The organism is Streptomyces sp. NPDC090127 (genome assembly GCF_044746945.1).
Classification (GTDB): Bacteria; Actinomycetota; Actinomycetes; order Streptomycetales; family Streptomycetaceae; genus Streptomyces.
Window position 1 is genome coordinate 561,182 of the sequence record NZ_JBIVDE010000001.1, and the last position, 24,939, is coordinate 586,120.

At 71.9% G+C, this 24,939-nt stretch carries 24 protein-coding genes, 1 tRNA gene and 1 riboswitch; of the genes, 13 read left to right on the forward strand and 12 right to left on the reverse strand.

The window, feature by feature from the left end; all coding sequences use genetic code 11:
* Positions 1 to 5: 5 nt before the first annotated feature.
* Positions 6 to 1,286: an extracellular solute-binding protein gene (locus ACIPPS_RS02455; RefSeq protein ID WP_401425866.1), complete on the reverse strand. Its 1,281-nt coding sequence runs from the start codon at positions 1,284 to 1,286 to the stop codon at positions 6 to 8.
* A 283-nt stretch (positions 1,287 to 1,569) separates the two neighbouring features.
* Here ACIPPS_RS02455 and ACIPPS_RS02460 point away from each other — a divergent pair, with 283 nt between their 5' ends.
* The 6 genes from ACIPPS_RS02460 (at position 1,570) to ACIPPS_RS02485 (ending at position 8,668) form a co-directional block, all read left to right on the forward strand.
* Entirely contained in the window at positions 1,570 to 2,334 is a 765-nt protein-coding gene (locus ACIPPS_RS02460) for a GntR family transcriptional regulator (protein ID WP_401427171.1), read from the forward strand.
* Between the two features lie 114 nt (positions 2,335 to 2,448).
* On the forward strand, positions 2,449 to 2,703 hold the full coding sequence (locus ACIPPS_RS02465) for a DUF3311 domain-containing protein (RefSeq protein WP_401425868.1): 255 nt from the start codon (positions 2,449 to 2,451) through the stop codon (positions 2,701 to 2,703).
* Complete coding sequence (gene mctP / locus ACIPPS_RS02470) at positions 2,700 to 4,325, forward strand: monocarboxylate uptake permease MctP (protein WP_401425871.1); 1,626 nt, start codon at positions 2,700 to 2,702, stop codon at positions 4,323 to 4,325. The genes ACIPPS_RS02465 and mctP overlap by 4 nt, the downstream gene beginning before the upstream one ends.
* 104 nt (positions 4,326 to 4,429) lie before the next feature.
* Entirely contained in the window at positions 4,430 to 4,933 is a 504-nt protein-coding gene (locus ACIPPS_RS02475) for a GNAT family N-acetyltransferase (RefSeq protein WP_401425874.1), read from the forward strand.
* 70 nt (positions 4,934 to 5,003) lie between these two features.
* Positions 5,004 to 5,142: riboswitch (cobalamin riboswitch) on the forward strand.
* 128 nt (positions 5,143 to 5,270) lie between these two features.
* Positions 5,271 to 7,649 (forward strand): ribonucleoside-diphosphate reductase subunit alpha, encoded by a 2,379-nt coding sequence (locus ACIPPS_RS02480; protein ID WP_401425876.1) that lies wholly within the window; start codon positions 5,271 to 5,273, stop codon positions 7,647 to 7,649.
* The gene (locus ACIPPS_RS02485) at positions 7,649 to 8,668 is read left to right on the forward strand and encodes a ribonucleotide-diphosphate reductase subunit beta (protein ID WP_401425879.1); all 1,020 of its coding nucleotides are present in this window, start codon (positions 7,649 to 7,651) and stop codon (positions 8,666 to 8,668) included. Before ACIPPS_RS02480 ends, ACIPPS_RS02485 begins: the two co-directional genes overlap by 1 nt.
* Before the next feature lie 102 nt (positions 8,669 to 8,770).
* Here the strand turns inward: ACIPPS_RS02485 and def are convergent, their stop codons facing one another.
* From def to ACIPPS_RS02525, 8 genes are all read right to left on the reverse strand, one after another.
* Positions 8,771 to 9,400 (reverse strand): peptide deformylase, encoded by a 630-nt coding sequence (def, locus tag ACIPPS_RS02490; RefSeq protein WP_401425881.1) that lies wholly within the window; start codon positions 9,398 to 9,400, stop codon positions 8,771 to 8,773.
* A gap of 83 nt (positions 9,401 to 9,483) precedes the next feature.
* Positions 9,484 to 10,464 carry a hypothetical protein gene (locus ACIPPS_RS02495; RefSeq protein ID WP_215065589.1) on the reverse strand — a complete coding sequence of 327 codons (981 nt, stop codon included), beginning with the start codon at positions 10,462 to 10,464 and terminating at the stop codon, positions 9,484 to 9,486.
* 79 nt (positions 10,465 to 10,543) lie between these two features.
* On the reverse strand, positions 10,544 to 11,866 hold the full coding sequence (locus tag ACIPPS_RS02500) for a metal-dependent phosphohydrolase (RefSeq protein WP_401425884.1): 1,323 nt from the start codon (positions 11,864 to 11,866) through the stop codon (positions 10,544 to 10,546).
* Entirely contained in the window at positions 11,863 to 13,491 is a 1,629-nt protein-coding gene (locus tag ACIPPS_RS02505) for an HD-GYP domain-containing protein (RefSeq protein ID WP_401427173.1), read from the reverse strand. The genes ACIPPS_RS02500 and ACIPPS_RS02505 overlap by 4 nt, the downstream gene beginning before the upstream one ends.
* A gap of 143 nt (positions 13,492 to 13,634) precedes the next feature.
* Positions 13,635 to 13,934 carry a mycothiol system anti-sigma-R factor gene (rsrA, locus tag ACIPPS_RS02510; RefSeq protein WP_362429149.1) on the reverse strand — a complete coding sequence of 100 codons (300 nt, stop codon included), beginning with the start codon at positions 13,932 to 13,934 and terminating at the stop codon, positions 13,635 to 13,637.
* Positions 13,931 to 14,587, reverse strand: a complete 657-nt coding sequence (locus tag ACIPPS_RS02515; protein WP_315891252.1) for a sigma-70 family RNA polymerase sigma factor — start codon at positions 14,585 to 14,587, stop codon at positions 13,931 to 13,933. Before ACIPPS_RS02515 ends, rsrA begins: the two co-directional genes overlap by 4 nt.
* A 240-nt stretch (positions 14,588 to 14,827) precedes the next feature.
* Positions 14,828 to 15,463: an alpha/beta family hydrolase gene (locus ACIPPS_RS02520; protein WP_401425888.1), complete on the reverse strand. Its 636-nt coding sequence runs from the start codon at positions 15,461 to 15,463 to the stop codon at positions 14,828 to 14,830.
* A gap of 155 nt (positions 15,464 to 15,618) precedes the next feature.
* The gene (locus ACIPPS_RS02525) at positions 15,619 to 16,434 is read right to left on the reverse strand and encodes an SOS response-associated peptidase (protein WP_401425890.1); all 816 of its coding nucleotides are present in this window, start codon (positions 16,432 to 16,434) and stop codon (positions 15,619 to 15,621) included.
* A 51-nt stretch (positions 16,435 to 16,485) separates the two neighbouring features.
* Here ACIPPS_RS02525 and ACIPPS_RS02530 point away from each other — a divergent pair, with 51 nt between their 5' ends.
* The 4 genes from ACIPPS_RS02530 (at position 16,486) to ACIPPS_RS02545 (ending at position 19,963) form a co-directional block, all read left to right on the forward strand.
* Positions 16,486 to 17,172 carry a M50 family metallopeptidase gene (locus tag ACIPPS_RS02530; RefSeq protein ID WP_401425892.1) on the forward strand — a complete coding sequence of 229 codons (687 nt, stop codon included), beginning with the start codon at positions 16,486 to 16,488 and terminating at the stop codon, positions 17,170 to 17,172.
* Positions 17,173 to 17,201: 29 nt separating this feature from the next.
* Positions 17,202 to 18,530: a 3-phosphoshikimate 1-carboxyvinyltransferase gene (gene aroA, locus ACIPPS_RS02535; protein ID WP_401425894.1), complete on the forward strand. Its 1,329-nt coding sequence runs from the start codon at positions 17,202 to 17,204 to the stop codon at positions 18,528 to 18,530.
* Positions 18,531 to 18,533: 3 nt separating this feature from the next.
* On the forward strand, positions 18,534 to 19,547 hold the full coding sequence (gene rsgA, locus ACIPPS_RS02540; RefSeq protein ID WP_401425897.1) for a ribosome small subunit-dependent GTPase A: 1,014 nt from the start codon (positions 18,534 to 18,536) through the stop codon (positions 19,545 to 19,547).
* Positions 19,548 to 19,639: 92 nt separating this feature from the next.
* The gene (locus tag ACIPPS_RS02545; RefSeq protein WP_401425899.1) at positions 19,640 to 19,963 is read left to right on the forward strand and encodes a DMT family transporter; all 324 of its coding nucleotides are present in this window, start codon (positions 19,640 to 19,642) and stop codon (positions 19,961 to 19,963) included.
* Here ACIPPS_RS02545 and ACIPPS_RS02550 read toward each other — a convergent pair.
* Positions 19,855 to 20,529 carry a TetR/AcrR family transcriptional regulator gene (locus tag ACIPPS_RS02550; RefSeq protein ID WP_401425901.1) on the reverse strand — a complete coding sequence of 225 codons (675 nt, stop codon included), beginning with the start codon at positions 20,527 to 20,529 and terminating at the stop codon, positions 19,855 to 19,857. The two genes, ACIPPS_RS02545 and ACIPPS_RS02550, sit on opposite strands and share 109 nt — an antisense overlap.
* Before the next feature lie 106 nt (positions 20,530 to 20,635).
* Between ACIPPS_RS02550 and hisN the strand changes: the two genes are divergently transcribed.
* The 3 genes from hisN to ACIPPS_RS02565 all read left to right on the forward strand — a co-directional run bounded on the left by hisN (position 20,636) and on the right by ACIPPS_RS02565 (position 22,655).
* Positions 20,636 to 21,436, forward strand: coding sequence for a histidinol-phosphatase (hisN, locus tag ACIPPS_RS02555; RefSeq protein ID WP_401425904.1), 801 nt, complete (start codon positions 20,636 to 20,638; stop codon positions 21,434 to 21,436).
* 163 nt (positions 21,437 to 21,599) lie between these two features.
* On the forward strand, positions 21,600 to 22,001 hold the full coding sequence (locus ACIPPS_RS02560) for a cyclic nucleotide-binding/CBS domain-containing protein (RefSeq protein WP_401425907.1): 402 nt from the start codon (positions 21,600 to 21,602) through the stop codon (positions 21,999 to 22,001).
* A 234-nt stretch (positions 22,002 to 22,235) separates the two neighbouring features.
* A complete protein-coding gene (locus ACIPPS_RS02565) occupies positions 22,236 to 22,655 on the forward strand; it encodes a Fur family transcriptional regulator (protein ID WP_401425909.1) in 420 nt (139 codons plus the stop codon).
* 121 nt (positions 22,656 to 22,776) lie between these two features.
* Here ACIPPS_RS02565 and ACIPPS_RS02570 read toward each other — a convergent pair.
* Both ACIPPS_RS02570 and ACIPPS_RS02575 read right to left on the reverse strand, forming a co-directional pair.
* Positions 22,777 to 22,850 (reverse strand) — tRNA-Met (locus tag ACIPPS_RS02570).
* Positions 22,851 to 22,910: 60 nt separating this feature from the next.
* Positions 22,911 to 24,755: a sel1 repeat family protein gene (locus ACIPPS_RS02575; RefSeq protein ID WP_401425911.1), complete on the reverse strand. Its 1,845-nt coding sequence runs from the start codon at positions 24,753 to 24,755 to the stop codon at positions 22,911 to 22,913.
* Positions 24,756 to 24,939: the final 184 nt, after the last annotated feature.

Here is a 24,939-nt window from a genome sequence, read left to right on the forward strand (position 1 = left end):
ATAGGTCACTTGGTGTTGATGACCTTGTCGATCGCGGCGTCCGCGTCCTTCGCGGCGGCGTCGACCGACTTCTTGCCGTTGGCGATCTCGATGAGCATCGTCTTGAGGATCTGGGCCTTCTCGACCTGACCCCAGCCCGGAGCGGTCGGGACGAACCAGCTGGACTCGGCGGCGGTGGCCGCGACCGTGGTGGCCGGGTCGGCCTTCAGCGGCGCGAGGTCGGCCTTGTTGTTGGGCAGGTTGCCCTTGGCGACGAGGCCCTTCTGGCCCTCGGCGCCGGTGAAGGCGGCGATCCACTCGGCCGCGACGCCCTGCGCCTTGGACTTGACCGGGATGGCCAGGTCCGAGCCGCCGAGGAAGACGGGGAGGTTCTTGCCGGACGGGCCGGGCATCACGAAGTTCTCGAGCTTGTCCGCCAGCCCGCCGACCTTGTCGGTCTTGGGGTCGGCCGCGGTGGCGCCCTCCCAGCCGGCGGCGAACATCGTCGCGGCGTTGCCCTGGCCGAAGACGACCGGACGGTCGGACTCGTCCTTCGTCTTGTCGCCGTGCATGTACTTGTCGACGATGTTCTTGTACTCGGTGAGGCCCTTGACGGACTCCGGCGAGGAGAGGTTCGCCTTCCAGGTCTCGCCCTCCTGCTTGGCGATGGAGCCGCCGGCCTCGAAGACGAAGGACATCGCGGCGTACCAGTCCGGCGAAGGCTGGTACCAGGCGCTGAACTTGGCGCCCTTCTTCTTCTGGATGGCGTCGAGCGCGGCGGTCAGCTCGGCCCAGGTCTTCGGGGCGGCCTTGACGCCGACCTCGGCGGCGATGTCCTTGCGCCAGGTGCCCACACGGCCACCGGCGTAGTAGGGGACACCGTAGGTCTTGCCGTTGTAGGTGACCGAGTCCTTGAGGGCGTCGAGCCACTTGTCCGAGTTCTCGAACTTGGCGGCGTCGACCTCGGCGAAGGCACCCTTGGCCATGTAGCTGATCATCTCGGAGTTGCCCATCTCGACAACGTCCGGGGCCTTGTCCGTGGCGAGCACCGCGTCGAGCTTGGTGTTCTTGTCCGGCCAGCCGTAGTACTCGTGCTTGATCTTGATGCCCGGGTGCTTCTTGGTGACCGCGTCGTCCGCGGCCTTGACCAGCTCGGGCCAGTTGTTCTGGGCGTCGACCGTCAGCCAGACGGTCAGCTCCTTGGCGTCTCCGCCGGCGTTGTCCCCGCTCTTGTCGGAACCGCCACATGCCGCGACGCCGACCATGATGCCCGCGACGCCGATCGCCGCGATGAGCTTGCGCTTCACGCCACCCTCCTCAGGGATGCCTGCAACCCCCCCACCGCGCGAAGACATACGTCGAGTAGTGCTCGTGGGGCTGGGACCTGGTCTTTAATGGTTTAGACCAGTACCGGGAGCTTGGCCTAGACCTTTAGGGGTGTCAAGGGTGTATAAGAAGGGCAGTCGCGTCCGTTATCGGACCGACACCTGAGGGAGGGCGACGACCCGTGACCGGTCCGTGCCACCATGTGAGCCGCTACAGACGGAGGAGCCGGTGACGGCAGCAGCACAGGAGTCGGGAAGGCAGGCCATGGCCACGGACGCGGGCGGCACGGAGAAAGAGGGCGGGGTCGCCACCCGCACCGCGCGCGTGCCCAAGTACTACCGACTGAAGCGCCACTTGCTCGACATGACGGAGACGCTGCCGCCCGGCACCCCCGTCCCGCCCGAGCGCACCCTGGCCGCCGAGTTCGACACCTCGCGCACCACCGTGCGCCAGGCCCTCCAGGAGCTGGTCGTCGAGGGCCGGCTGGAGCGGATCCAGGGCAAGGGCACGTTCGTCGCCAAGCCCAAGGTCTCGCAGGCGCTCCAGCTCACCTCCTACACCGAGGACATGCGCGCCCAGGGCCTGGAGCCCACCTCGCAGTTGCTCGACATCGGCTACGTGACGGCCGACGACACCCTCGCCGGGCTGCTCGACATCTCCCCCGGCGGGCGCGTGCTGCGGATCGAGCGGCTGCGGCTCGCGAGCGGTGAGCCGATGGCGATCGAGACCACGCACCTGTCGGCCAAGCGCTTCCCGGCGCTGCGCCGTTCGCTGGTGAAGTACACCTCCCTCTACACCGCGCTCGCGGAGGTGTACGACGTGCACCTCGCCGAGGCCGAGGAGACCATCGAGACCTCGCTGGCCACCCCGCGCGAAGCCGGGCTGCTCGGTACGGACGTGGGCCTGCCGATGCTGATGCTCTCCCGTCACTCGTTGGACGCCCAGGGCGAGCCCGTCGAGTGGGTGCGTTCGGTGTACCGCGGCGACCGATACAAGTTCGTTGCACGGCTCAAGCGCCCCAACGGCTGACAAAAGACCGCACACCCCCTGTCCGTTATCCGGACAGGGGTTCCATACGGCGAACCCGTCCCCTAGATTTCCTGCGCATTACAACAGGTGATCAGCGAGGGGACGGCCCGCCGTATGTCGCAGGAGACGCAGGGAAGACAACCAACCGTCACACCCCTACGGGTCGTCGTGGCGATCTGTCTGGGCGCCCCGTTCGTGGCGATGCTCTGGGTGAGCTCGTACGCGAAGGTCGAGCCGACCTTCATCGGTATCCCGTTCTTCTACTGGTACCAGATGGCGTGGGTGGTCATCTCGACCGCGCTGACGATGATCGCGTACAAGCTCTGGCAGCGTGACCAGCGCGCCCGGAAGGCAGGTGCGTCGCGATGAACGACGGCGTGAACGGCGTCGCACTCGCCGTCTTCATATTCTTCTTCCTGGCCGTCACGGTCATGGGCTTCCTCGCCTCGCGCTGGCGCAGGGCGGAGAACGAGCAGAGCCTCGACGAGTGGGGCCTCGGCGGCCGTTCGTTCGGCACCTGGGTCACCTGGTTCCTGCTCGGCGGCGACCTCTACACCGCGTACACCTTCGTCGCCGTCCCCGCGGCGATCTACGCGGCGGGCGCGGCCGGCTTCTTCGCCGTGCCGTACACGATCCTGGTCTACCCGCTGATCTTCACCTTCCTGCCCCGCCTCTGGTCGGTGTCGCACAAGCACGGGTACGTCACCACCTCGGACTTCGTCCGCGGCCGCTTCGGCTCCAAGAGCCTGTCGCTCGCGGTCGCCGTCACCGGCATCCTCGCCACCATGCCGTACATCGCGCTCCAGCTGGTCGGCATCCAGGCCGTCCTGGACGTGATGGGCGTCGGCGGCGGCGAGAACACGCACTGGTTCATCAAGGACCTGCCGCTGCTCATCGCCTTCGGTGTCCTCGCGGCGTACACCTACTCCTCGGGTCTGCGCGCCCCGGCGCTCATCGCCTTCGTCAAGGACACCCTGATCTACATCGTCATCGCGGTGGCGATCATCTACATCCCGATCAAGCTGGGCGGCTTCGACGAGATCTTCGCGAAGGCCGGCGAGGCGTACGCGACGGTCAACCCGGCGACCGACAAGCCGCGCGGCGCGCTGGTGCCGGACGAGATGGGCCAGTGGGGCTACGCGACGCTCGCGCTCGGCTCGGCGCTCGCGCTCTTCATGTACCCGCACTCGATCACGGCGACGCTCTCCTCGCGCAGCCGTGACGTGATCCGCCGCAACACCACGATCCTGCCGCTGTACTCGCTGATGCTGGGGCTGCTCGCGCTGCTCGGGTTCATGGCGATCGCCGCCGGGGTCAAGGTCTCCAACGGCCAGCTGGCGATCCCGCAGCTGTTCGAGAACATGTTCCCGGACTGGTTCGCGGGCGTGGCGTTCGCCGCCATCGGCATCGGCGCGCTGGTGCCGGCCGCGATCATGTCGATCGCCGCCGCCAACCTCTTCACCCGCAACATCTACAAGGACTTCCTGAAGCCGGACGCCACTCCGGAGCAGGAGACCAAGGTGTCCAAGCTGGTGTCGCTGCTGGTGAAGGTGGGCGCGCTGGCCTTCGTCCTCACCATGGACAAGACCGTCGCGATCAACTTCCAGCTGCTCGGCGGCATCTGGATCCTGCAGACCCTCCCGGCCCTGGTCGGCGGTCTGTTCACCCGCTGGTTCCACCGCTGGGCACTCCTCGCCGGCTGGGCCGTGGGCATGGTCTACGGCACGGCGGCGGCCTACGGCGTGGCGAGCCCGACCCAGAAGCACTTCGGCGGTTCGTCCGCCGAGATCCCGGGCATCGGCGAGATCGGCTACATCGGCCTCACCGCCTTCGTGATCAACATGGTCGTCACCGTCGTCCTCACCTTCGTCCTGAAGGCCCTGAAGGCGCCCGAGGGCGTGGACGAGACCTCGCCGTCGGACTACACGGCGGACGCGGGCGACCCGGGTGTCGACAAGGAGATGCCGAAGGTCACCGCCGACACGCACTGACGCCGTCGACGCACCCGACGCGGTACCCGCACCACGCGAGGGCCCGGGGTTTCCACCAGGAAACCCCGGGCCCTTCGCCGTCCCCCTCGGGCAGACTGCCTGCCATGGACATCACGATCAGGGCGGTACGGCCCGACGAGTACGAGACGCTCGGCGCGCTGACGGCCGGGACCTACCTGGACGACGGGCTGCTCTTCCTCGGCGCGGACGACCCGTACCTGCCCGTCCTCGCCGACGTGGCCGGGCGGGCCGCGGAGGCCGAGGTGCTCGTCGCCGACGACGGGACGGGCCGGATCCTCGGCGGTGTGACCTTCGTGCCGGGCGGCACCCGGTGGGCGGACGTGGCGCAGGCCCACGAGGCCGAGTTCCGGATGCTGGTGGTCGCCCCGGAGGCGCGCGGCCGGGGCACCGGCGAGGCGCTCGTCCGGTTCTGCGTGGAGCGGGCACGGGCGATCCCCGGCTGCGCCCGGGTGGTGCTGTCGACCGACCCGGGGATGGTCGCCGCGCACCGGATATACGAGCGGATGGGGTTCGTACGGACCCCGGAGCGGGACTGGTCGCCGATTCCGGACCTCCATCCGCTGCTCACCTACGCGCTGGAGCTCTGATCCCGGAGTATTCCCGGATTCCCGGACGAATTCGCGGGCGACACAACATGTGGGGGGTGCCACGAGCGGCGCCCCCCACATGTATGCTCGTGCTCGCTGTCGCCGCAGGGGAATCCGGTGCGAATCCGGAACTGTCCCGCAACGGTGTGCTTTTGATGGCTTCGTCCGCCTGGTGAGTCCGAAGACCTGCCGACAGCGCGCCCGGTCCTTCCGTTCCGGGTGCCACAGACGTCCGGGCCTCGCGGAGTGGGCCGTGGCGCGGCCTTGCCCTGCGTACGGGGAGGGCCGCCGCCCGCCTCCACCCGCCGGCCCCGAGCCGAGCGAGGGAGAGCCCCACGTGACCATCGCGCCCGCCGATCCGGCCGCAGCGATCGAGAGCGACGGTAACGAGAGCGACGGACCCGGGACCGTGCTTCTGCGGACCCTGACCCACCTCACCGCCGACCTCCCCGACACCGACCCCGGCAGGGTCGCCGCCGCCGCGCTGCGCGGCCGCAACGCCGGTTCGGACGAGGCGGAGTTGCGCGAGCTGGCCACCGAGGCGGCCGCGGCCCTCATCGCCGAGGACCCCGCCTACTCCCGGCTCGCCGCCCGGCTGCTCACGATCACGGTCGCGGACGAGGCGGCCTCCCAGGGTTCGGTCCGCTTCTCCGCATCGGTCGCCGTCGGGCACCGCGAGGGCCTGATCGCCGACCGCACCGCCGACTTCGTGACGCTGCACGCCGAGCGCCTCGACGCGCTCGTCGACGGCGCCGCGGACGACCGCTTCGGCTACTTCGGTCTGCGCACCCTCTACTCGCGCTACCTCCTGCGCCACCCGATCACCCGCAAGGTGATCGAGACCCCGCAGCACTTCATGCTCCGCGTCGCCGCGGGTCTCGCCGAGGACGACAGCGTCCGCGCCCTCGACGAGGTCGCCGCGCTGTACAGGCTGATGAGCCGGCTCGACTACCTGCCCTCCTCCCCCACGCTCTTCAACTCCGGCACCCGCCACCCGCAGATGTCCTCCTGCTACCTGCTGGACTCCCCGCAGGACGAGCTGGACTCCATCTACGACCGGTACCACCAGGTCGCGCGGCTCTCGAAGCACGCGGGCGGCATCGGCCTCTCGTACTCCCGCATCCGCGCCCGCGGTTCGCTGATCCGCGGCACCAACGGCCACTCCAACGGCATCGTGCCGTTCCTGAAGACGCTGGACGCCTCGGTGGCGGCCGTGAACCAGGGCGGGCGGCGCAAGGGCGCGGCCGCGGTCTACCTGGAGACCTGGCACGCGGACATCGAGGAGTTCCTCGAACTGCGCGACAACACCGGTGAGGACGCCCGGCGTACGCACAACCTGAACCTCGCGCACTGGATCCCGGACGAGTTCATGCGCCGGGTCAACGCCGACGCCGAGTGGTCGCTGTTCTCCCCTGCGGACGTGCCCGAGCTGGTCGACCTGTGGGGCGACGAGTTCGACGCCGCGTACCGCGCCGCCGAGGCGAAGGGCCTGGCCCGCAAGACCATGCCGGCCCGTGACCTGTACGGCCGGATGATGCGGACCCTGGCCCAGACCGGCAACGGCTGGATGACCTTCAAGGACGCCTCGAACCGTACGGCCAACCAGACCGCCGAGCCGGGCCACACGGTCCACTCCTCCAACCTCTGCACGGAGATCCTGGAGGTCACGGACGACGGCGAGACCGCGGTCTGCAACCTGGGTTCGGTCAACCTGGGCGCCTTCGTCACCGGCGGGGACATCGACTGGGACCGGCTGGACGAGACGGTCCGCACGGCCGTCACCTTCCTCGACCGGGTCGTCGACATCAACTTCTACCCGACCGAGCAGGCGGGCCGCTCCAACGCCCGCTGGCGCCCGGTGGGCCTGGGCGCGATGGGCCTCCAGGACGTCTTCTTCCAGCTGAAGCTGCCGTTCGACTCCCCCGAGGCGCGCGCGCTGTCCACCCGGATCGCCGAGCGCATCATGCTCGCCGCGTACGAGGCGTCCACCGACCTCGCCGAGCGCAACGGCCCGGTGCCGGCCTGGGAGAAGACCCGCGCGGCGCGCGGTGTCCTGCACCCCGACCACTACGACGTCGAGCTCAACTGGCCCGAGCGCTGGGCCGCGCTGCGCGAGCGGATCGCCGCCGTCGGCATGCGCAACAGCCTGCTGCTCGCCATCGCGCCGACGGCGACGATCGCCTCGATCGCCGGCGTGTACGAGTGCATCGAGCCGCAGGTCTCCAACCTGTTCAAGCGCGAGACGCTGTCGGGCGAGTTCCTCCAGGTCAACTCGTACCTGGTGCAGGAGCTGAAGCGGCTCGGCGTCTGGGACGCGCAGACCCGTGAGGCGCTGCGCGAGTCCAACGGCTCGGTGGCCGGCTTCACCTGGGTCCCGGCCGAGGTGCGCGAGCTGTACCGGACGGCGTGGGAGATCCCGCAGCGCGGCCTGATCGACATGGCGGCGGCCCGCACCCCGTTCCTGGACCAGTCGCAGTCGCTGAACCTGTTCCTGGAGACGCCGACGATCGGCAAGCTGTCGTCGATGTACGCGTACGCCTGGAAGCAGGGCCTGAAGACGACGTACTACCTGCGCTCCCGTCCCGCGACGCGGATCGCCCGCGCGGCCCAGGCCTCGACGGCCGCCACCGCCCCCATCCCCCTCCAGCAGGCCACCGACCCCGACGCGGTCGCCTGCTCCCTGGAAAACCCCGAGTCCTGCGAGGCCTGCCAGTAATGTCCACCCCGAACACCGAGAAGAACCTGCTCGACCCGGGCTTCGAGCTGACCCTCCGCCCCATGCGCTACCCGGACTTCTACGAGCGCTACCGGGACGCGATCAAGAACACCTGGACCGTGGAGGAGGTCGACCTCCACTCGGACGTCGCCGACCTCGCCAAGCTGACCCCGGCCGAGCAGCACATGATCGGCCGTCTGGTCGCGTTCTTCGCGACGGGCGACTCGATCGTCTCGAACAACCTGGTCCTGACGCTCTACAAGCACATCAACTCGCCCGAGGCGCGCCTCTACCTGTCGCGGCAGCTGTTCGAGGAGGCCGTGCACGTCCAGTTCTATCTGACGCTGCTCGACACCTACCTGCCCGACCCGGACGACCGCGCCGCGGCCTTCGACGCGGTCGAGGAGATCCCCTCCATCCGCGAGAAGGCGCAGTTCTGCTTCAGGTGGATGGACTCCGTCGAGAAGATCGACCGCCTGGAGACGGCGGCCGACCGCCGCCGCTTCCTGCTGAACCTGATCTGCTTCGCGGCGTGCATCGAGGGCCTGTTCTTCTACGGCGCCTTCGCCTACGTGTACTGGTTCCGGTCGCGCGGTCTGCTGCACGGTCTCGCGACCGGCACCAACTGGGTGTTCCGCGACGAGACGATGCACATGAACTTCGCCTTCGAGGTCGTGGACACCGTCCGCAAGGAGGAGCCGGAGCTCTTCGACGACGCGCTCCGGCAGCAGGTCACCGACATGCTGAAGGAGGCCGTGGAGGCGGAGCTCCAGTTCGGCCGCGACCTGTGCGGCGACGGCCTGCCGGGCATGAACACCGAGTCGATGCGCGAGTACCTCCAGTGCGTCGCCGACCAGCGCCTGGTCCGCCTCGGCTTCGCCCCGGTCTACGGCTCCGAGAACCCCTTCGGGTTCATGGAGCTCCAGGGCGTCCAGGAGCTGACGAACTTCTTCGAGCGCCGGCCGTCCGCCTACCAGGTGGCGGTCGAGGGCTCGGTGGACCTGGACGAGGACTTCTAGCTCCGGGTCGTACGCGACGAAGGGCCCCGCTCGGGGGAGCGGGGCCCTTCGTCGTACGCGCGCGGGTACGGGACAGCGGGTACGGGATCAGCGCGTACGGGATCAGTCGTTCGCGACGGTCTCGTAGCGCGGAGTGCCCTCCTCCATCTGGCGCAGGGCGTCCTTGCGGTCCCGCTTGGAGAGCTTGTCGATGTACAGGAAGCCGTACAGGTGGTCCGTCTCGTGCTGGAGGCAGCGGGCGAAGTAGCCGGTGCCCCGGACCTTGATCGCGTTGCCCTGGGCGTCCTGGCCGTGCACCTCGGCGAAGTCCGGGCGGGCCAGCGAGGCGTACGCGGTCGGGACGGAGAGGCAGCCCTCGTTGGAGTCGTCCAGGTTGCGGCGCTCGGCCGGCAGGTCCTGGAGCACCGGGTTGACGACGACGCCGGTGTGCCGGACGCCCTCGTCGTCGGGGCAGTCGTAGACGAAGACCTTGAGGTCGACACCGATCTGGTTCGCGGCCAGGCCCACGCCCTCGGCGGCCTTCTGGCTGGCGAACATGTCGTCGATCAGCGCGGCGAGCTTGTCGTCGAACTCGGTGACGTCCTTGCACTCCCGGTGCAGCACCGGATTGCCGACGACGGTGATCGGTCGCGCCGTGCCGCGCTCGCGGTACGCGAGCTCACGCGCCTCGCAGTCCTCCGTGTCGACGACGAAACCGTCGTTGATCTGCTCGTCAGTCTCCTGCTGCGCCATTTCCGCCGCACGCCTTCCTCAGAACCCCAGTCAATGGTCCCGTACAGCCTAAGGGCAGGATCTGGGCGGAATCAGCAGAAGGATCAGCAGACCTCTTCGAGATCGCGCCACTCCCGGCTGTCCGGGCTGTCGGCCACCCAGCCGTCGAGCAGCCCACGGACCAGGCCCACGGGCGCGGCGATCCCGCACTCCCGCTCGGGGACCCAGAGCTCGCCGGGCGAGCGGTGGCCGAGCGGACCGGGGTGCCCCGGCTCGCTGTGGTCGTGCGGGTCCAGGTGCTCGCCCTCGCCCTCGGCGCTGGGCATCGTCGACTCGGAACAGGCCCGGCAGAGCAGCCGCACCGACGAGGACCAGTCCTCGGCGGCGAACCCGGCGTCGGCCGCGAGCTGCTCCAGGGCGTCCCGGTCGGCCTCGGTGGCGGCCTCCAGGAGGACCACCCAGGTGGGGACCGGCGAGGGGGCCCACAGCTCGATCTCGTCGAAGACGGGGTACGAGGGCCCGGCGGTGGTCGTGCGCTCGCCGTTGGGCACGCCGTCGTGCAGGACGACCTCGCCCCAGCGGCGGCCGGAGGACGGCAGCGGGATGGAGAGCACCTCGATCCGCGCGGGGTCGAGCCTGCGCCCCCACACGACCTCGGCCTCGCCCTCGGGCGAGAGCCGGACGGCGGCGCTGCCCAGCTCCATCCCGGCGGGCTCGCCGGTGCCCGCGGAGGCCCCGGGCACCTTCAGTCCGTACGCCTGCCAGGCCCGGCGGGCCAGCGGCCAGTCCTGGAGCGCGGTGGCGGCGATGCCGACGTTCCACCAGTCGGGAGCGCCGGTCTCCTTGTCGAGCAGCGCGACGGCGCGCAGCCCGGCGGCCCTGGCCTGTTCCCAGTCGTGCCGGAACTTGTGCAGCAGCGCCAGGTTGAACCAGGACTCCGAGAGCCAGGGCTCCAGATCCGCCGCGCGCGTGAGCAGCGCGCCCGCGTCCTCGTACCGGCCGTCGCCGATCAGCGTGAACGCGCGGTCGGTGGCCTGCCGCCACGAGGCGGAGGGCCGATGCCGTACCTTCCCGAAGATCCTCACGATTCCCGCCTGCCGGTCGCTTCACCCTCTTGTTCGCATCCAACCATGCCCGGTTGGACGCGCGCTCATTACCCATGGGTTACCCAGGAGGGACGGGGGCGATGCCCCCGGTCACACCGCCCCTCGCCAGGACTCGGGCGAGGGATTCCACCACCTCCGGATGGTGGTCGCGGGCGGTGGAGAGCCGGAGCCGTTCGAGGGCGGTCAGCGCCCCGCCGGCACCGGCGCCCGCGAGGTCGTCGTAGGCGTTGACGGTGCGGACGATCCGGGCGGGCAGCGGCTGGTCGCGGTACGGGTCGGCCTGCCGCTCCACGACGACGGCCACGGCGGCGGGGACGCCGGTCTGCCGCACGACGGCGCCGCCGAGGAGCGCGATCCGGCGCTGTTCCTCGGCCGGGAGGAGGGCGGTGGCGCCGTCGGGGACGGGGTCGACGAGGGAGAGCTGCCCGATGTCGTGCATGAAGGCGGCGTACTCCAGGACGGTCAGGTCGGGCCCGGAGAGGCCCAGCTCGCGCCCGACGGCGGCGCTGAGCGCGGCGACGCGGTGGGCGTGGCCGGGCGGGGTGCAGCCGGCGATCTCGGTGGCGCGGGCGAGCGAGGCGATGGTCTGCCGGTTGGTGGTGCGCACCGCCGCGTACCGCCGGAAGGAGACCTGGGTGAGCAGCAGCGGTACGCAGAAGACGGGCAGCGCCCAGAGGCCGGCGGCGGCCACGCCGAGGGCCATGACGGCGCCGGTGGCGCAGACGGCTGAGCCGATGCCGAGCAGGGCCCGCAGCTCGTCGCGGAGGAGGGGGCCGTACGGAACGGGGGTGCTGCCCCTGCCTTCGCCGGGGCCGCCCCCGCCCGGGCGCCGCAGGGCGCTGCGGGGGGCGGTGCGGGCGCGGAGCATGAGGGCGGCGAGGACGGCGTCGCACAGGGCGGTGAGAACGAGGAGGAGGACCAGGAAGAGGGCGTAGGCGGGGCCGCGGCCGAGGCGGTCGGCGACCTCGCCGGAGTTGTACAGCGGCTGGAAGCAGAGGGCGGCGAAGCCGACGGTGAGGATGCGGCGGGCCTGGTGGTCGAGGTCGGGCCCCACGCCTCTGGCGATGTGCGGCACCATCCCGACGAGGCCGCCGGCCACGACGACGGCGATGATCTGGAGCACGCCGTGGGTGGTCGTGTTCCCCGCCTGCTCGCCGAGCAGGGCGTACGCGAGGGCTCCCGCGGTGGCGAGCGGCGCGGGTTCCCGGTCCCCGGGCAGGGCGCCCCAGCGGGCGAGCTCGCCGAGCGCGATGAGCACGCCGAACGCGAGCGCGTTCCCGGGCTCGCTCACCCCGCTCCACAGCGTGGCCCCGAACCCGGCGACGGTGAGCGCGAGGGCGGTTCCGCGGACGACCCCGACGATCGGGGCACCGGCCCTCACGCGCGGCCCCCGGGCGGGACGTGCGCGCGGGGCGCGGCGGGCCGGGCGGCCGGCGCACGCGCGCCGACGGGGGCGGGGGCGTCGGCGTCGGTCGGGGGCGGGCCGGCGGACGCACGGGGCGCCTGGACGGCGGCCGGCGGCGCGGAGGGGGCCGAAGGGGCGGAGGGGGCCGCTGGTGCGGAGGGGGCCGAAGGTGCCGCCGGAGCCGAAGGGGCCGCTGAGGGTGCCGCCGGAGCCGAAGGGGCCCCTGGTGCGGGGACGCGCGGGGCGCCCGAGGCGCCGGGCTCACGCCCCCTTGTGGGGGCCGTTCCGGGCGGGCAGGGCTCGTCCGCCGTCACCGCCGTCTGCCAGCCGTGCCGGTCCAGTGCCTGGACGAGGGCGGCCACCATCCGGGGGTCGAAGTGGCTGCCCGCGCACCGCTCCAGCTCCGCCACCGCCACCGCCACCGGCCGGCCCCGGCTGTAGGAGCGGGTCGAGGTCATCGCGTCGAAGGCGTCGGCGACCGCCACCACCCGGGCGAATTCGGGGATCTGCTCCCCGCTGAGCCCGTACGGGTAGCCGCTGCCGTCCAGCTTCTCGTGGTGGTGCAGGATCGCCGCCCGCGCCTCCCCGAGGAAACCGATCCCCCGAACCATCTCGTGTCCGTACTCGGGGTGCAGCTCGATGATCCGGCGCTCCTCCGGCGTCAGCGGCCCGTCCTTCCGCAGGATCCTGGTCGGCACGCCGAGCTTGCCCACGTCGTGCAGGATCCCCGCGAAGCGGAGGATCTCCAGGCGCTCCTCCGCCATGCCGAGCTCATGGGCGATCAGCACCGAGGCGCGGCCCACCCGTTCGCTGTGCCCGCGCGTGTACCGGTCCTTGATGTCGACGGCCTGCACGAGCGCGCGGATCGTCGCCTGGTGCGCGGCGCGCTCGCGGTGGTACTGGGCGAAGACCCAGCAGGAGATGTACATCGGCAGCAGGACGAAGAGCGCGGCGACGGGCCCGTACGTGCTCCGCCAGAGCACCGCCATCATCAGCCCGGCGAGGCCGTGCACCGCGTGCGGGGCGAGCGTCCGGCCGAGGGTCCCGCGCCAGGCGGTGCCCGGCGGGATCCGCTCGGCGGCGACCCGGATCCCGCCGTCGAGGGCCGTCAGGACCAGGCAGAAGGTGAGCGCGGAGGCGGCCGCCGGGAGCAGGGCGTACGGGAAGTCGGGGGCGTGCGCCCCGTGGCCGAGGGCCTCGCGGCTCCCCAGGGCGCCGGCGGCCAGTGCGGCGGCCGGGACGGCGATCAGCAGCTGGGCCGTCCGCCAGGCCCGGCGTACACCCGCCGGCCGTTGCTCCACCCGGGCGAGGAGGGCCCCGGGCAGCGCGGTGAGGGCGGCGGCGGAGGGCGGGAGGAGGAGGGCGGAGGCGAGCAGGACGGGGAAGAAGGAACCGGCCCTCATGGGCGCCGAGCCGCCGAGCACCCGGTCGAGGACCCGGCAGCGGGCGGGCAGCTCGCAGAGCGCGTAGAGGCCGGCGAGGAGCGCGACGGTGCCCCAGGGGGTGTCCGCGCCGGGGCGGAGAGCGGGGGCGACGCACGCGGCGGCGGTGAGAAGGGCGCAGCCGATGGAGACACGTGCCGCCGGTGGAATCGCCTTCACGCCCATCACGGCTGTCACGCTAGCGAGTTGAGCAGGGTGAGCGGGCCCGCGACAGCCGATTCGCACCATCGGGTGATACAAGCTGATGTATGCGTGAGGGCCGCCGCGAACGCGTCGCGGCGGCCCTTCGTCTGCCGACGGGGTTACTCCTGGGCGGTCGCCGTGATGTCCTGCTCGGGCACCAGCTCACCCGAACGGATCAGGTCGATCCGGCCCATCACCTTGGCCCGCAGGTCGGTGGGGACGTCGTCACTGCCGCAGCAGCGCTTGACGAGCTTCTTCACCGCCTGCTCCAGGCCGTACTTCTCCAGGCACGGGGAGCACTCCTCGAAGTGCACCTCGAACTTGGTGCAGTCACTGTCGGGCATCTCTCTGTCGAGGAACTCGTAGAGATGATCCAGGACCTCTGAGCAGTCCGTCTCGTGCGGCTCTCCGCAGCTCATGAGCCCGAGCCTTTCCGATCGTTCGACGACTCTCCGGCGCCCGCGGGCACCAGCCCGCGGTCGCGGGCGTAGTCCTCGAGCATGCCGCGCAACTGACGGCGTCCCCGGTGCAGTCGGGACATCACCGTACCGATGGGTGTCCCCATGATGTCCGCGATCTCCTTGTACGCAAAGCCCTCGACATCGGCGAGATAGACCGCGATGCGGAATTCCTCGGGGATCGCCTGGAGCGCCGCCTTGACGTCGGAGTCCGGCAGGTGGTCGAGGGCCTGGGACTCGGCGGACCGCAGTCCGGTCGACATGTGCGACTCGGCGCGGGCGAGCTGCCAGTCCTCGATCTCCTCGGCGGCGCTGCGCTGGGGCTCACGCTGCTTCTTGCGGTACGAGTTGATGAAGGTGTTGGTGAGGATGCGGTACAGCCAGGCCTTCAGATTCGTACCCTCGCGGAACTGGTGGAACGAGCCGTACGCCTTGGCGTACGTCTCCTGCACCAGGTCCTCGGCGTCCGCGGGGTTACGCGTCATGCGCAGCGCGGCGGAGTACATCTGGTCGAGGTAGCCGAGAGCGTCCCGCTCGAAGCGCGCGTTGCGCTCCGCGGTCGTCTCCTCGGGGCCGTCGTCGGTCCCTGTGTCGGTCCCAGTGACCGGACCCACCTCCTCCAACGCTGCGGCGAATCCGAAGGCGGACCCGCTCGATTCGGAGGATAGACGAGGAACCGCTCCGCCCGCCGCCCGAATAGGGCCGCTCTTCGGAGCCGGCAGCACTGTCCAGTCGAGGTCAGCGGCCTGCACACGCTCCGGGCAGATGGTCGAACCCATGCGACGGACTCCCTCTTCCTTGCTCTCACACCGACATGCCTCACAACCGTCGTCGCGTGCCCCGCATTCCCGGGCTCAGGAGCGGAGTGACGCGATCCACGCGGAGACCTCCCGGACGATGAGACCGAGGGTCTCGTCCGGGGTGACGGGGGCGCGCTTGGCGACGGCGAAGCCGTGGTCGCCGAACGGCACCTCGACGAGGCGGTACGCCCCTTCGGGGAACTCCTCGGGCTTCCCGAAGGAGTCGTTGCCGCCCTGGACGACGAGGGTGGGCAGGCCGGTGCCGAGCAGTTCGTCGGCCCGGCTCTTCTCGGGCCTGCCCGGCGGGTGGAGCGGGAAGCCCAGGGCGAGGACGGCGGCGGCGCCGAGCTCCTCGCCGGTCCGGCAGGCGACCCGGGCCCCCGCGCTGCGGCCTCCGGCGATCACCGGCAGACCGGGCTCGGCGAGCGCCGGCCAGAGCCCGCGCCAGCCGGCGTCCAGGGTCTTCGGCGCGGGGGCGACCTTCTTCCCGGCGACCCGCCACGGCTGCTCCACCAGGGCGACGGTCACCCCCTGCGCGGGCAACGCACCGGCCAGTGCCTGGAGGTCCCGCGCCTCGATCCCGCCCCCGGCCCCGTGCGACAGGGCCAGCACACCCCAGGCCTTCTCGCCGGGATACCAATGGATCCGGGCATCCCCGGCCTCGGTCACCACGTCTTCGCTACGCGTCATACCGCCATGGTGCGGTCCCCCCACGACACGACGAAGCCCCCACGCTCACGGAGCCGCACAGCCAGGGCTCTCCCGCTCCCGACCACCGCGCTCGACGGCTCCCGCCCCGGCGGGGTCTCGGCAAGGGCCGGGGCGGCGGCGAGAGGCCCCCGGCCTCAGAACAGCGTCGCCAGCTCCGGGCCCTCCAGCTCCGCGAGCAGCTCCGGGCCGTTGTTGCGGACGTTGCTGACCGCCGTCGCCACCGGGTACGCCCGCATCAGCCCCTCCGGCGGCGCCGTCAGCAGGCCCTGGAGTTCGTCCACGTCCGTGCGGCGCGGGTCCAGCCACGCGTCCCAGCGGTCCGGGGTGAGCATCAACGGCATCCGGGGGTGGATCTCCGCCAGCGAGCCGGGCCCCTCCTCCGGGGCGACCCCCAGCGGCCCCGCCTCCGCCTCCGTCGTGACGACCGAACACGTCACCCACCACGCCGCCGGATGGTCGTCCGGCAGGGTCCGGTCGCGCCAGAACTCGTACAGCCCGGCCATCGCGAAGACCGACCCGTCCGCCGGGGTCACGAAGTACGGCTGCTTCCGCGCCCGTTTCCTCCTCCCCTCGACCTCCAGCTCCCGCTCCCCGGCGCCCGTCACCCACTCGTAGTAACCGTCGGCCGGCAGGAGGCACCGCCGCGCGGCGAAGGCGCTCTTGAAGGACGGCTTCTCCGCCAGCGTCTCGGCGCGCGCGTTGATCATCCGGGCCGCGCCCTCCGGGCTCTTCGCCCACGACGGCACGAGGCCCCATCTCAGTCTCCGCAGCTGGCGAACCGGCCGCCGTGATTCCGCGTCTTTCAGAGGACGCTCCAGAACCGCGTAGACCTCCTTCGTCGGGGCCACGTTCCAGTCCTGGGCCAGGGTCTCCTCGGGCTCCCACTTCTCGACCCCGAAGGCCTCCACGAGGTCCTCGGGCCTCCGACTCGCTGCAAACCGTCCGCACATACGTGCCACACTGCCACGGTCCACGACCCACCCGAGGAGACCGTCCACACCATGACCGAAGTCCTCGGCACCCAGCCCGCCCCCGACGAGTGGCTGGTGATCGCCACCGCCGTCGCCGCGCTCGCCGTCACCCTCCCCCGCGCGATATGGCGACTGTCCCGCAACGCCGTCACCATCGCCCACGAGGGCGGTCACGGCCTCGTCGCCCTCGTCACCGGCCGCCGTCTGCAGTCCATCCGGCTGCACTCGGACACCAGCGGCCTCACCGTCTCGCGCGGTCGCCCGACCGGCATCGGCATGATCCTCACCGCCACCGCCGGCTACACCGCCGCCCCGCTGCTCGGCCTGGGTGGCGCCTGGCTGCTCGCCGACCACCGGATCACGCTCCTGCTGTGGCTCGCGACCGCGCTGCTGCTCGCCATGCTGGTGATGGTCCGGAACGCGTACGGGATCTTCACCGTGCTGCTCACGGGCGCCGCGTTCCTGCTGGTCTCCTGGCTCACCGGCCCGCAGGTGCAGGCCGCCTTCGCGTACGCCGTCGTCTGGTTCCTGCTCCTCGGCGGGGTGCGCCCGGTCTTCGAGCTCCAGGCCAAGCGACGGCACGGCGGGGCGCCGGACTCGGACGCCGACCAGCTCGCCCGCCTCACCCATGTCCCCCCGGCGCTCTGGCTCTTCTTCTTCCACGCGGTCTCGATCTGCTCCCTGATCGGCGGAGGCCGCTGGCTGCTCGGGCTGTAGCGCCCGCGTGCCCCACTAAAGTGAGGGGCATGACCGATACCTCCTCGCACGCCGACCCGCACACCGATCTCTGGCCCGCGCCGCTCGCCGGCGGTGCCGTCGACGCCACCGTCACCGTGCCCGGATCGAAGTCGGTCACCAACCGCGGTCTGGTCCTCGCCGCGCTCGCCGCCGAGCCGGGCTGGCTGCGCCGCCCGCTGCGCTCCCGTGACACGCTCCTGATGGCCGAGGCCCTGCGCACGCTGGGCGTGAAGATCGAGGAAGGCGTCGGCCCGGACGGCACGGGCGAGGCCTGGCGGATCATCCCGGCCGGGCTGCGCGGCCCGGCGGCCGTGGACGTCGGCAACGCCGGAACGGTCATGCGGTTCCTGCCGCCGGTGGCGGCCCTCGCCGACGGCCCGGTGGACTTCGACGGTGACGCCCGGTCCCACGAACGCCCGCTGCACGGCGTGATCGACGCGCTGCGCGCACTCGGCGCCCGGATCGACGACGACGGGCGCGGCGCGCTGCCGATGACCGTGCACGGCGCCGGGGCGCTCGAAGGCGGCCCGGTGGAGATCGACGCCTCCTCGTCCTCCCAGTTCGTCAGCGCCCTGCTGCTCTCGGCGCCCCGCTTCAACCAGGGGGTGGAGGTACGCCACGTGGGCACGAAGCTGCCCTCCATGCCGCACATCCGGATGACGGTCGACATGCTCCGCCAGGTCGGCGCCCAGGTCGACGAGCCGGAGACCGGCGGCGAGCCGAACGTCTGGCGCGTCTCGCCGTCCGCGCTGCTCGGCCGGGACCTGACGGTCGAGCCGGACCTGTCGAACGCCCAGCCGTTCCTGGCCGCGGCCCTGGTCACCGGCGGCCGGGTGACGGTCCCCGACTGGCCGGCCAGGACCACCCAGCCCGGTGACGCGCTGCGGGAGATCTTCACCGAGATGGGTGGCTCCTGCGAGCTGACCGAGGCGGGTCTCACCTTCACCGGCACCGGCCGGATCCACGGCATCGACGTGGACCTGAGCGAGGTCGGCGAGCTGACCCCCGGCATCGCGGCGGTCGCGGCGCTCGCCGACTCGCCGTCGACGCTGCGCGGCGTCGCCCATCTGCGACTGCACGAGACGGACCGACTCGCCGCGCTCACCAAGGAGATCAACGAGCTCGGCGGCGACGTGACCGAGACCGAGGACGGGCTGGTCATCCGCCCGCGCCCGCTGCACGGCGGGGCCTTCCACACGTACCACGACCACCGGATGGCGACGGCCGGCGCGATCATCGGCCTCGCGGTCGAGGGCGTGGAGATCGAGAACGTGGCGACGACGGCCAAGACCTTGCCCGACTTCCCCAGGATGTGGACCGAAATGCTCGGAGCCTGAGCCATGCGGCGTTACGGCAAGCACACCGACGAGGACGACATCCGCCAGCGGCCCAACCGCAAGGGCAACCGTCCCCGCACCAGCATCCGTCCCAAGCACGAGGACGCGGTCGAGGGCATGGTCCTGACCGTGGACCGGGGCCGGCTCACGGTCCTCCTCGACGACCGGATCGTCCTGGCGATGAAGGCGCGCGAGCTGGGCCGCAAGGCCGCGGTCGTCGGCGACCGGGTCTCGCTCGTGGGCGATCTGTCCGGCGAGAAGGACACGCTGGCCCGGATCGTGCGGATCGGTGAACGCAGCTCCGTGCTCCGCCGTACGGCCGACGACGACGACCCGTTCGAGCGGGTGGTCGTCGCCAACGCCGACCAGCTGGCGATCGTCACCGCGCTCGCCGACCCCGAGCCGCGCCCCCGGCTGATCGACCGCTGTCTGGTCGCCGCGTACGACGGCGGCCTGACCCCGCTCCTCGTCCTGACCAAGTCGGACCTGGCCGAGCCCGACGAGCTCCTGGAGATGTACGGCGCGCTGGGCGTGCCGTACGTCGTCACGACGCGCGACGAGTTCGTGGACGGCGTCGCCGCCGAGCGGGTCCACGAGCACCTCAAGGGCCGCACCACCGCCTTCGTCGGCCACTCCGGCGTCGGCAAGACGACCCTGGTCAACGCCTTGGTCCCGGAGGACCGGCGGCGGAGCACCGGCCATGTGAACGCGGTGACGGGTCGCGGTAGGCACACCACCACCTCGGCGCTCGCCCTCCCGCTCGACGACAAGGAGGGCGGCTGGGTGATCGACACTCCCGGCGTGCGCTCCTTCGGCCTCCACCACGTGGACCCGTCGCGGGTGATCCTGGCCTTCCCCGATCTCGTGCCCGGCACGGAGAACTGTCCGCGGGCCTGCAGCCACGACGAGCCGGAGTGCGCGCTGGACGCCTGGGTCGCCGAGGGGCACGCCGATCCGGCGCGGCTGTATTCGCTGCGGCGCCTGCTCGCCACGCGGGAGCGACGCGAGGGCGACTGAGTCGCGCACGTTTGCGCCCCGCGCGTACCGGCACGTGCATAATCGCACCAAGTGCGACGAAGCAGTCACCAACGGCGTGGGAGGCACTGACGATGGCCTGGCTGCTGGTGGTGGTCGCCGGATTCCTGGAGACGGGGTTCGCGGTCTGCCTCAAGCTCTCGCACGGATTCACCCGCCTCTGGCCGACGATCGCCTTCGCCTGTTTCGCCCTCGGCAGCTTCGGGCTCCTGACGCTCGCCCTGCGCAAGCTCGACGTGGGCCCGGCGTACGCGGTGTGGACCGGCATCGGCGCGGCCGGGACGGCGATCTACGGAATGATCTTCCTCGGTGACGTGGTGTCCACGCTGAAGATCGTGTCGATCACGCTGGTGATCGCCGGGGTCATCGGGCTCCAGCTCTCGGGGTCGGCCCACTGACCCTCCGCCGTACCGGGCGGGGACACCACGGGCATCGGGGCGACGACGTACGAGAGCGCGACCCGCAGGACGACCTCGCAGGAACGCCGTACGTCCCCCTCGTCACCGTGCAGCGCCCGCGCGGCCCGGTCGCGGGCGAGCCCGAGCAGGTCGGCGGGGGACGGCACGCCCGCGTCGGCGCGGCGCTGGGCCGGGACCGCGGAGGCCCGGGCACCGGCCCGCGCGGGGCGGGGCGTGGGGAGCCGCTCGCCCCAGCAGCCGGTGAGCAGGGCCCGCAGGACGGGGCGGGTGAAGGCCTGGGAGACGGTCCACTCGGCGACGGCGGCGAGGTTCCGGTGGAGCGGGGCGGGCGCGGCGAGGACCCGCTCGACGCCCTGGAGGTACGCGTCGGCCTCGCGCCGTACGAGCGCCCTGGCCAGGCCCTCCTTGCTGCCGAACTCGTTGTAGAGGGTCTGCCGGGAGACGCCCGCGGCGGAGGCGACGTCGACCATCCGGACGGCGGACCAGGGCAGCCCCGTGAGGGCCGCGAGGGTGGCGTTCAACAGGGCCTCACGGGCAGTCGGCATCGTCGCCTCCCGGCCAGAACGGTTCTGCGCTCAGAGTTGACGGGTCGCCACGCACTGTCAAGGCCTCCCGTGGGGCCACGCCCCTTCGAGGGATAGAGTTTCGACCATGGTCGATTACCACGATGATCTACGTCTCGCCCATGTCCTCGCGGACGCCGCCGACGCGGCCACCATGGACCGGTTCAAGGCCCTCGACCTGAAGGTCGAGACCAAGCCGGACATGACGCCGGTGAGCGAGGCGGACAAGGCCGCGGAGGAGCTGATCCGCGGCCAGCTGCAGCGGGCGCGGCCGCGTGACGCGATCCTCGGCGAGGAGTACGGCGTGGAGGGCACGGGCCCGCGCCGCTGGGTGATCGACCCGATCGACGGCACGAAGAACTACGTGCGCGGGGTGCCGGTCTGGGCGACCCTGATCGCGCTGATGGAGGCCGGTGAGACCGGGTTCCAGCCGGTGGTGGGCGTGGTCTCGGCGCCGGCGCTCGGTCGGCGCTGGTGGGCGGCGAAGGGCTCGGGCGCGTACACGGGCCGCAGCCTCACCTCGGCGACGCGGATCCACGTCTCGAAGGTCGGCGAGCTGGGCGACGCCTCGTTCGCGTACTCCTCGCTGAGCGGCTGGGAGGAGCGGGGCAGCCTCGACGGCTTCCTCGATCTCACGCGCGCGTGCTGGCGGACCCGGGCGTACGGCGACTTCTGGCCGTACATGCTGGTCGCCGAGGGTGCGGTGGACCTGTGCGCCGAGCCCGAGCTGTCGCTCTGGGACATGGCGGCGACGGCGATCGTGGTCCAGGAGGCGGGCGGCACGTTCACCGGCCTCGACGGACGGCACGGCCCGCACAGCGGCAACGCGGCCGCCTCGAACGGCCTGCTCCACGGCGAACTGCTGAGCTACCTGAACCAGGAGAGCTGACAGGCGCCACCCAGGGCGCATCGCGCGCCCCCGGGAGGCGCCTCGCGCGCCCTCTTGTCGCACTCCCCACCTGCTGCCACTCTGAGAGTCCCCCCACTTGTGAACTTGTGAATTCGTTCTCGTTGAAGACGGGAACGAACCCACGAAGGAGGTGGCTCCTTTCATGCTCGTCCGTGACGCCATGAGCACGGTGGTCCTCACCATCGGCCCCGCCCACACCCTCCGCCAGGCCGCCCGGCTGATGTCGGCGCGCCGCATCGGCGCGGCCGTCGTCCACGACACCGACGCCGGCGGCTTCGGCATCCTCACCGAGCGCGACATCCTCAACTCGATCGGCGCCGACCAGAACCCCGACCACGAGACCGCGAGTGCGCACACCACCACCGACGTCGTCTTCGCCGCGCCCACCTGGACCCTGGAGGAGGCGGCCGCGGCCATGACCCACGGCGGCTTCCGCCATCTCGTCGTGCTGGACGGACACGGGCCGGTCGGCATCGTCTCCGTACGGGACATCATCCGCTGCTGGACCCCGACGCACCGGCCCGCGGCGACGCTGGCGGGCTGACACCGACACCGGCGGGCCGACACCGGAGCGGGCCGGGTTTCCGTACGGGCGTACGGAAACCCGGCCCGCCCCTTCTCCCCGGCAAGCGCCCTCGGCCGCGCAGGGCCTGGACCGCGGCCTCCAGCTGCTCACCGAAGCCACCTCGACCCTACACTGGACAATGTCCAAATCAAGGTGTCATCCAAAGTCACACCTGTTCGGGACCTCGGCCCCCTCGCTGTTAGGCTGGTCCTTATGAGTGACCTGTTGGAACGACTGCGCGGCCGCGGCTGGCGAATGACCGCGCAGCGGCGCGTCGTGGCCGAGGTGCTCGACGGAGACCACGTCCACCTGACCGCCGACGAGGTGCACGCCCGCGCGGTGGACCGGCTGCCGGAGATCTCCCGGGCGACGGTCTACAACACGCTGGGCGAGATGGTCACGCTCGGTGAGGTCATGGAGGTGGCGACGGACGGCCGCGCCAAGCGGTACGACCCGAACGCCCACCGCCCCCACCAGCACCTGGTCTGCGGCGGCTGCGGAGCGATCCGTGACGTCCACCCGGCCGGGAACCCGCTGTCGGACCTGCCGGACTCGGAGCGCTTCGGTTTCACGATCTCCGGCGTCGAGGTCACGTACCGGGGCATCTGCCCGAACTGCGCGGCGACGGCCTGAGCGTCTTAGCACGAGAAAGGCCCCCACCTCGGTGGGGGCCTTTCTCGTACGCCAGCCCGGGCGCGCAGTACGACGAAGGCCCGGATCCATGAACTGGATCCGGGCCTTCGTTGCTACTGAGTAGCGGGGACAGGATTTGAACCTGCGACCTCTGGGTTATGAGCCCAGCGAGCTACCGAGCTGCTCCACCCCGCGTCGGTGAACCCAACCTTACGGGACGCCCACGACCAGCGCAAATCGCTTCCCCACCGCCCGCTAGGCGGTCAGTTCCTGGTGCAGCGCCTCGCTCAGCCGCGCGGCTCGCTCGGCCACCTCCGCCGGCCCGAGCTCCACGGCCCGGGCGCACCAGCGCCGCCCCTCGGTCAGCTCGCCGCGCCGCGCCGCGAGCAGCGCGAGCCGCAGCGCGGCGCGGCCGTGCCCGGCGCGGGCGGCGCGGGTCCACCAGAGGGCGGCCTCGCGCTCGCTGCCCTCGCGGGCCAGGAGCAGGCCGAGGTTGAAGGCGCCGTTACGGCTGCCCGCCTCCGCGGCCTCCCGGTACCAGTGGGCCGCCTCCGCCACGTCTCCGCGAGCGGCGGCCAGCATGCCCACCCGCACCTGGGCGCGCCGGTGCCCCTGCTCGGCGGCGCGCTCGTACCACTCCTCGCACTCGCTCTTCTCCTCGCGCGGGGCGCCGAGCGCCGGCGGGCCGGGCTCGGGGCGGCGCGCGTCGAGGACGGTCGCCAGCCGGAACGCCGCCTCGGCGCTGCCGCCGCCCGCCGCGCACCGCAGGTGGCGCTCGGCGGACTGCTCGTCGCCGTCGCGGAGGCCGGCGATGCCGACCTGGAGGGCGGCCTCGGTGTGCCCGGCGGCCGCCGCGCGCTCGTACCAGGTGAGCGCGGAGCGGTCGTCGTCGCGACCCGCGTAGAGGATGCCGAGGTTGAAGGCCGCGTCGACGCTGCCGGCCTCGGCGGCCTTGGAGAACCAGGGCTCGGCGCCGTTCGCGTCACCGGCCTGCAGGAGCAGCACGGCGAGCGCGTTGGCGGCCTCGCGGTGCCCGGCGTAGGCGGCGCGGCGGTACCACTGCTCGGCCTGCTGGTTGCGGTCCTGGGCGGCACAGAGCAGCCCGAGGTTGTACGCCCCGTTGACGTCACCCGCGTCCATGGCGGCGCGGTACCAGCGCTCGGCGGTCTGCTGCTCGCCCCGGGCGGCGTGCAGGGCGCCGAGCGCGTTGGCGGCGTTGCCGTCGCCGTCCTGGGCGGCTCGCAGCCACCACACGGCGGCGCTCTCCTCGTCCCCTGCGTCGCGCAGCAGGAAGCCGAGCGCGCAGGCGGCCTTGGCCTCGCCCTCCTTTGCGGAGCTCAGGTACCAGCGGCCGGCCTCCTTGAGCTCGCCGCGCTTCTCCAGGATCGCGCCGAGGTGCAGCGCGGCCCGGCGGTGACCGCGCGCGGCGGCCTGCCGGAACCACTGCTCGGCCTCGCCCGGCTCCCCGTCGGGCGTCTGGGTCGCGCGCCGCTCCAGGGCCAGGGCCAGGCGGTACGCGGCCTCGCGGTGGCCCTGCTCGGCGGCGGCACGGAGCCAGCGCTCGGCGCCGACGTCGCTGCGGTGCTCCAGCAGATCGGCGAGGGCGTACGCGCCCAGGGCGTGGCCCTGCTCGGCGGACTGCCGCAGCCAGTACTCGGCGGCGGGCTCGTCGCCGTGCTCGCGGTGGTACCGGCCGAGGGCGTGCGCGGCGGGCGCGGAGCCCGCGACGGCGGCGACCCGCCACCAGCCGGCGGCCTCGTCGGCGTACCCCCGCTGGTGCAGCAGGACGCCCAGGTTGTTGGCGGCGGCGCGGTCGCCCTCGGCGGTGGCGCCGCGCAGATACGGCTCGGCTCCGTCCAGGTCGCCGCGGCGCAGCAGCAGCGCGCCGAGCAGGCTCATCGACGACGTGTCGCCGTTCTCGGCGGCGCGCCGGTGACGTGCCTCGGTCTCGGTCTCCGTCTCGCTCTCGGCGGTGGTGGTGTCGACGGCCGCATCGACGGCCTCCGCGGCCTCGATGATGTCATCCGCGGCCCGCCGGGCGTGCCGCTGCACAAACCGCCCTGTCTCCAACAGAGTTGCCCTGTCCCCCATAAAAACCATCGTCGCACCACCCGCAACGCGCGTACACCTGGTATACCGCAGCCAGTGAGGTCACTTCAGCGTTTTGTCGACATGCCCACAGAGAGATAAGTCAAACACGTTCCGCCCCAACTCGCCCCATCCCGACCGGTCTTCGGGGCGTCGCGCGATGGGTGAAACAACGACAAGGGCCCGGATCCTGAAG

Excerpts from the sequence above, each read along its gene's own strand:
- ACIPPS_RS02565 (WP_401425909.1), top strand. The coding sequence starts at position 22,236 with ATGAGTGACCTGTTGGAACGACTGCGCGGCCGCGGCTGGCGAATGACC.
- ACIPPS_RS02460 (WP_401427171.1), top strand. The coding sequence starts at position 1,570 with ATGGCCACGGACGCGGGCGGCACGGAGAAAGAGGGCGGGGTCGCCACC.
- ACIPPS_RS02520 (WP_401425888.1), bottom strand. The coding sequence starts at position 15,463 with ATGACGCGTAGCGAAGACGTGGTGACCGAGGCCGGGGATGCCCGGATC.
- hisN (WP_401425904.1), top strand. The coding sequence starts at position 20,636 with ATGGTCGATTACCACGATGATCTACGTCTCGCCCATGTCCTCGCGGAC.
- ACIPPS_RS02530 (WP_401425892.1), top strand. The coding sequence starts at position 16,486 with ATGACCGAAGTCCTCGGCACCCAGCCCGCCCCCGACGAGTGGCTGGTG.
- ACIPPS_RS02545 (WP_401425899.1), top strand. The coding sequence starts at position 19,640 with ATGGCCTGGCTGCTGGTGGTGGTCGCCGGATTCCTGGAGACGGGGTTC.
- ACIPPS_RS02465 (WP_401425868.1), top strand. The coding sequence starts at position 2,449 with ATGTCGCAGGAGACGCAGGGAAGACAACCAACCGTCACACCCCTACGG.
- ACIPPS_RS02475 (WP_401425874.1), top strand. The coding sequence starts at position 4,430 with ATGGACATCACGATCAGGGCGGTACGGCCCGACGAGTACGAGACGCTC.
- rsgA (WP_401425897.1), top strand. The coding sequence starts at position 18,534 with ATGCGGCGTTACGGCAAGCACACCGACGAGGACGACATCCGCCAGCGG.
- ACIPPS_RS02560 (WP_401425907.1), top strand. The coding sequence starts at position 21,600 with ATGCTCGTCCGTGACGCCATGAGCACGGTGGTCCTCACCATCGGCCCC.
- rsrA (WP_362429149.1), bottom strand. The coding sequence starts at position 13,934 with ATGAGCTGCGGAGAGCCGCACGAGACGGACTGCTCAGAGGTCCTGGAT.
- mctP (WP_401425871.1), top strand. The coding sequence starts at position 2,700 with ATGAACGACGGCGTGAACGGCGTCGCACTCGCCGTCTTCATATTCTTC.
- ACIPPS_RS02525 (WP_401425890.1), bottom strand. The coding sequence starts at position 16,434 with ATGTGCGGACGGTTTGCAGCGAGTCGGAGGCCCGAGGACCTCGTGGAG.
- def (WP_401425881.1), bottom strand. The coding sequence starts at position 9,400 with ATGGCGCAGCAGGAGACTGACGAGCAGATCAACGACGGTTTCGTCGTC.
- aroA (WP_401425894.1), top strand. The coding sequence starts at position 17,202 with ATGACCGATACCTCCTCGCACGCCGACCCGCACACCGATCTCTGGCCC.
- ACIPPS_RS02485 (WP_401425879.1), top strand. The coding sequence starts at position 7,649 with ATGTCCACCCCGAACACCGAGAAGAACCTGCTCGACCCGGGCTTCGAG.
- ACIPPS_RS02575 (WP_401425911.1), bottom strand. The coding sequence starts at position 24,755 with ATGGTTTTTATGGGGGACAGGGCAACTCTGTTGGAGACAGGGCGGTTT.
- ACIPPS_RS02550 (WP_401425901.1), bottom strand. The coding sequence starts at position 20,529 with ATGCCGACTGCCCGTGAGGCCCTGTTGAACGCCACCCTCGCGGCCCTC.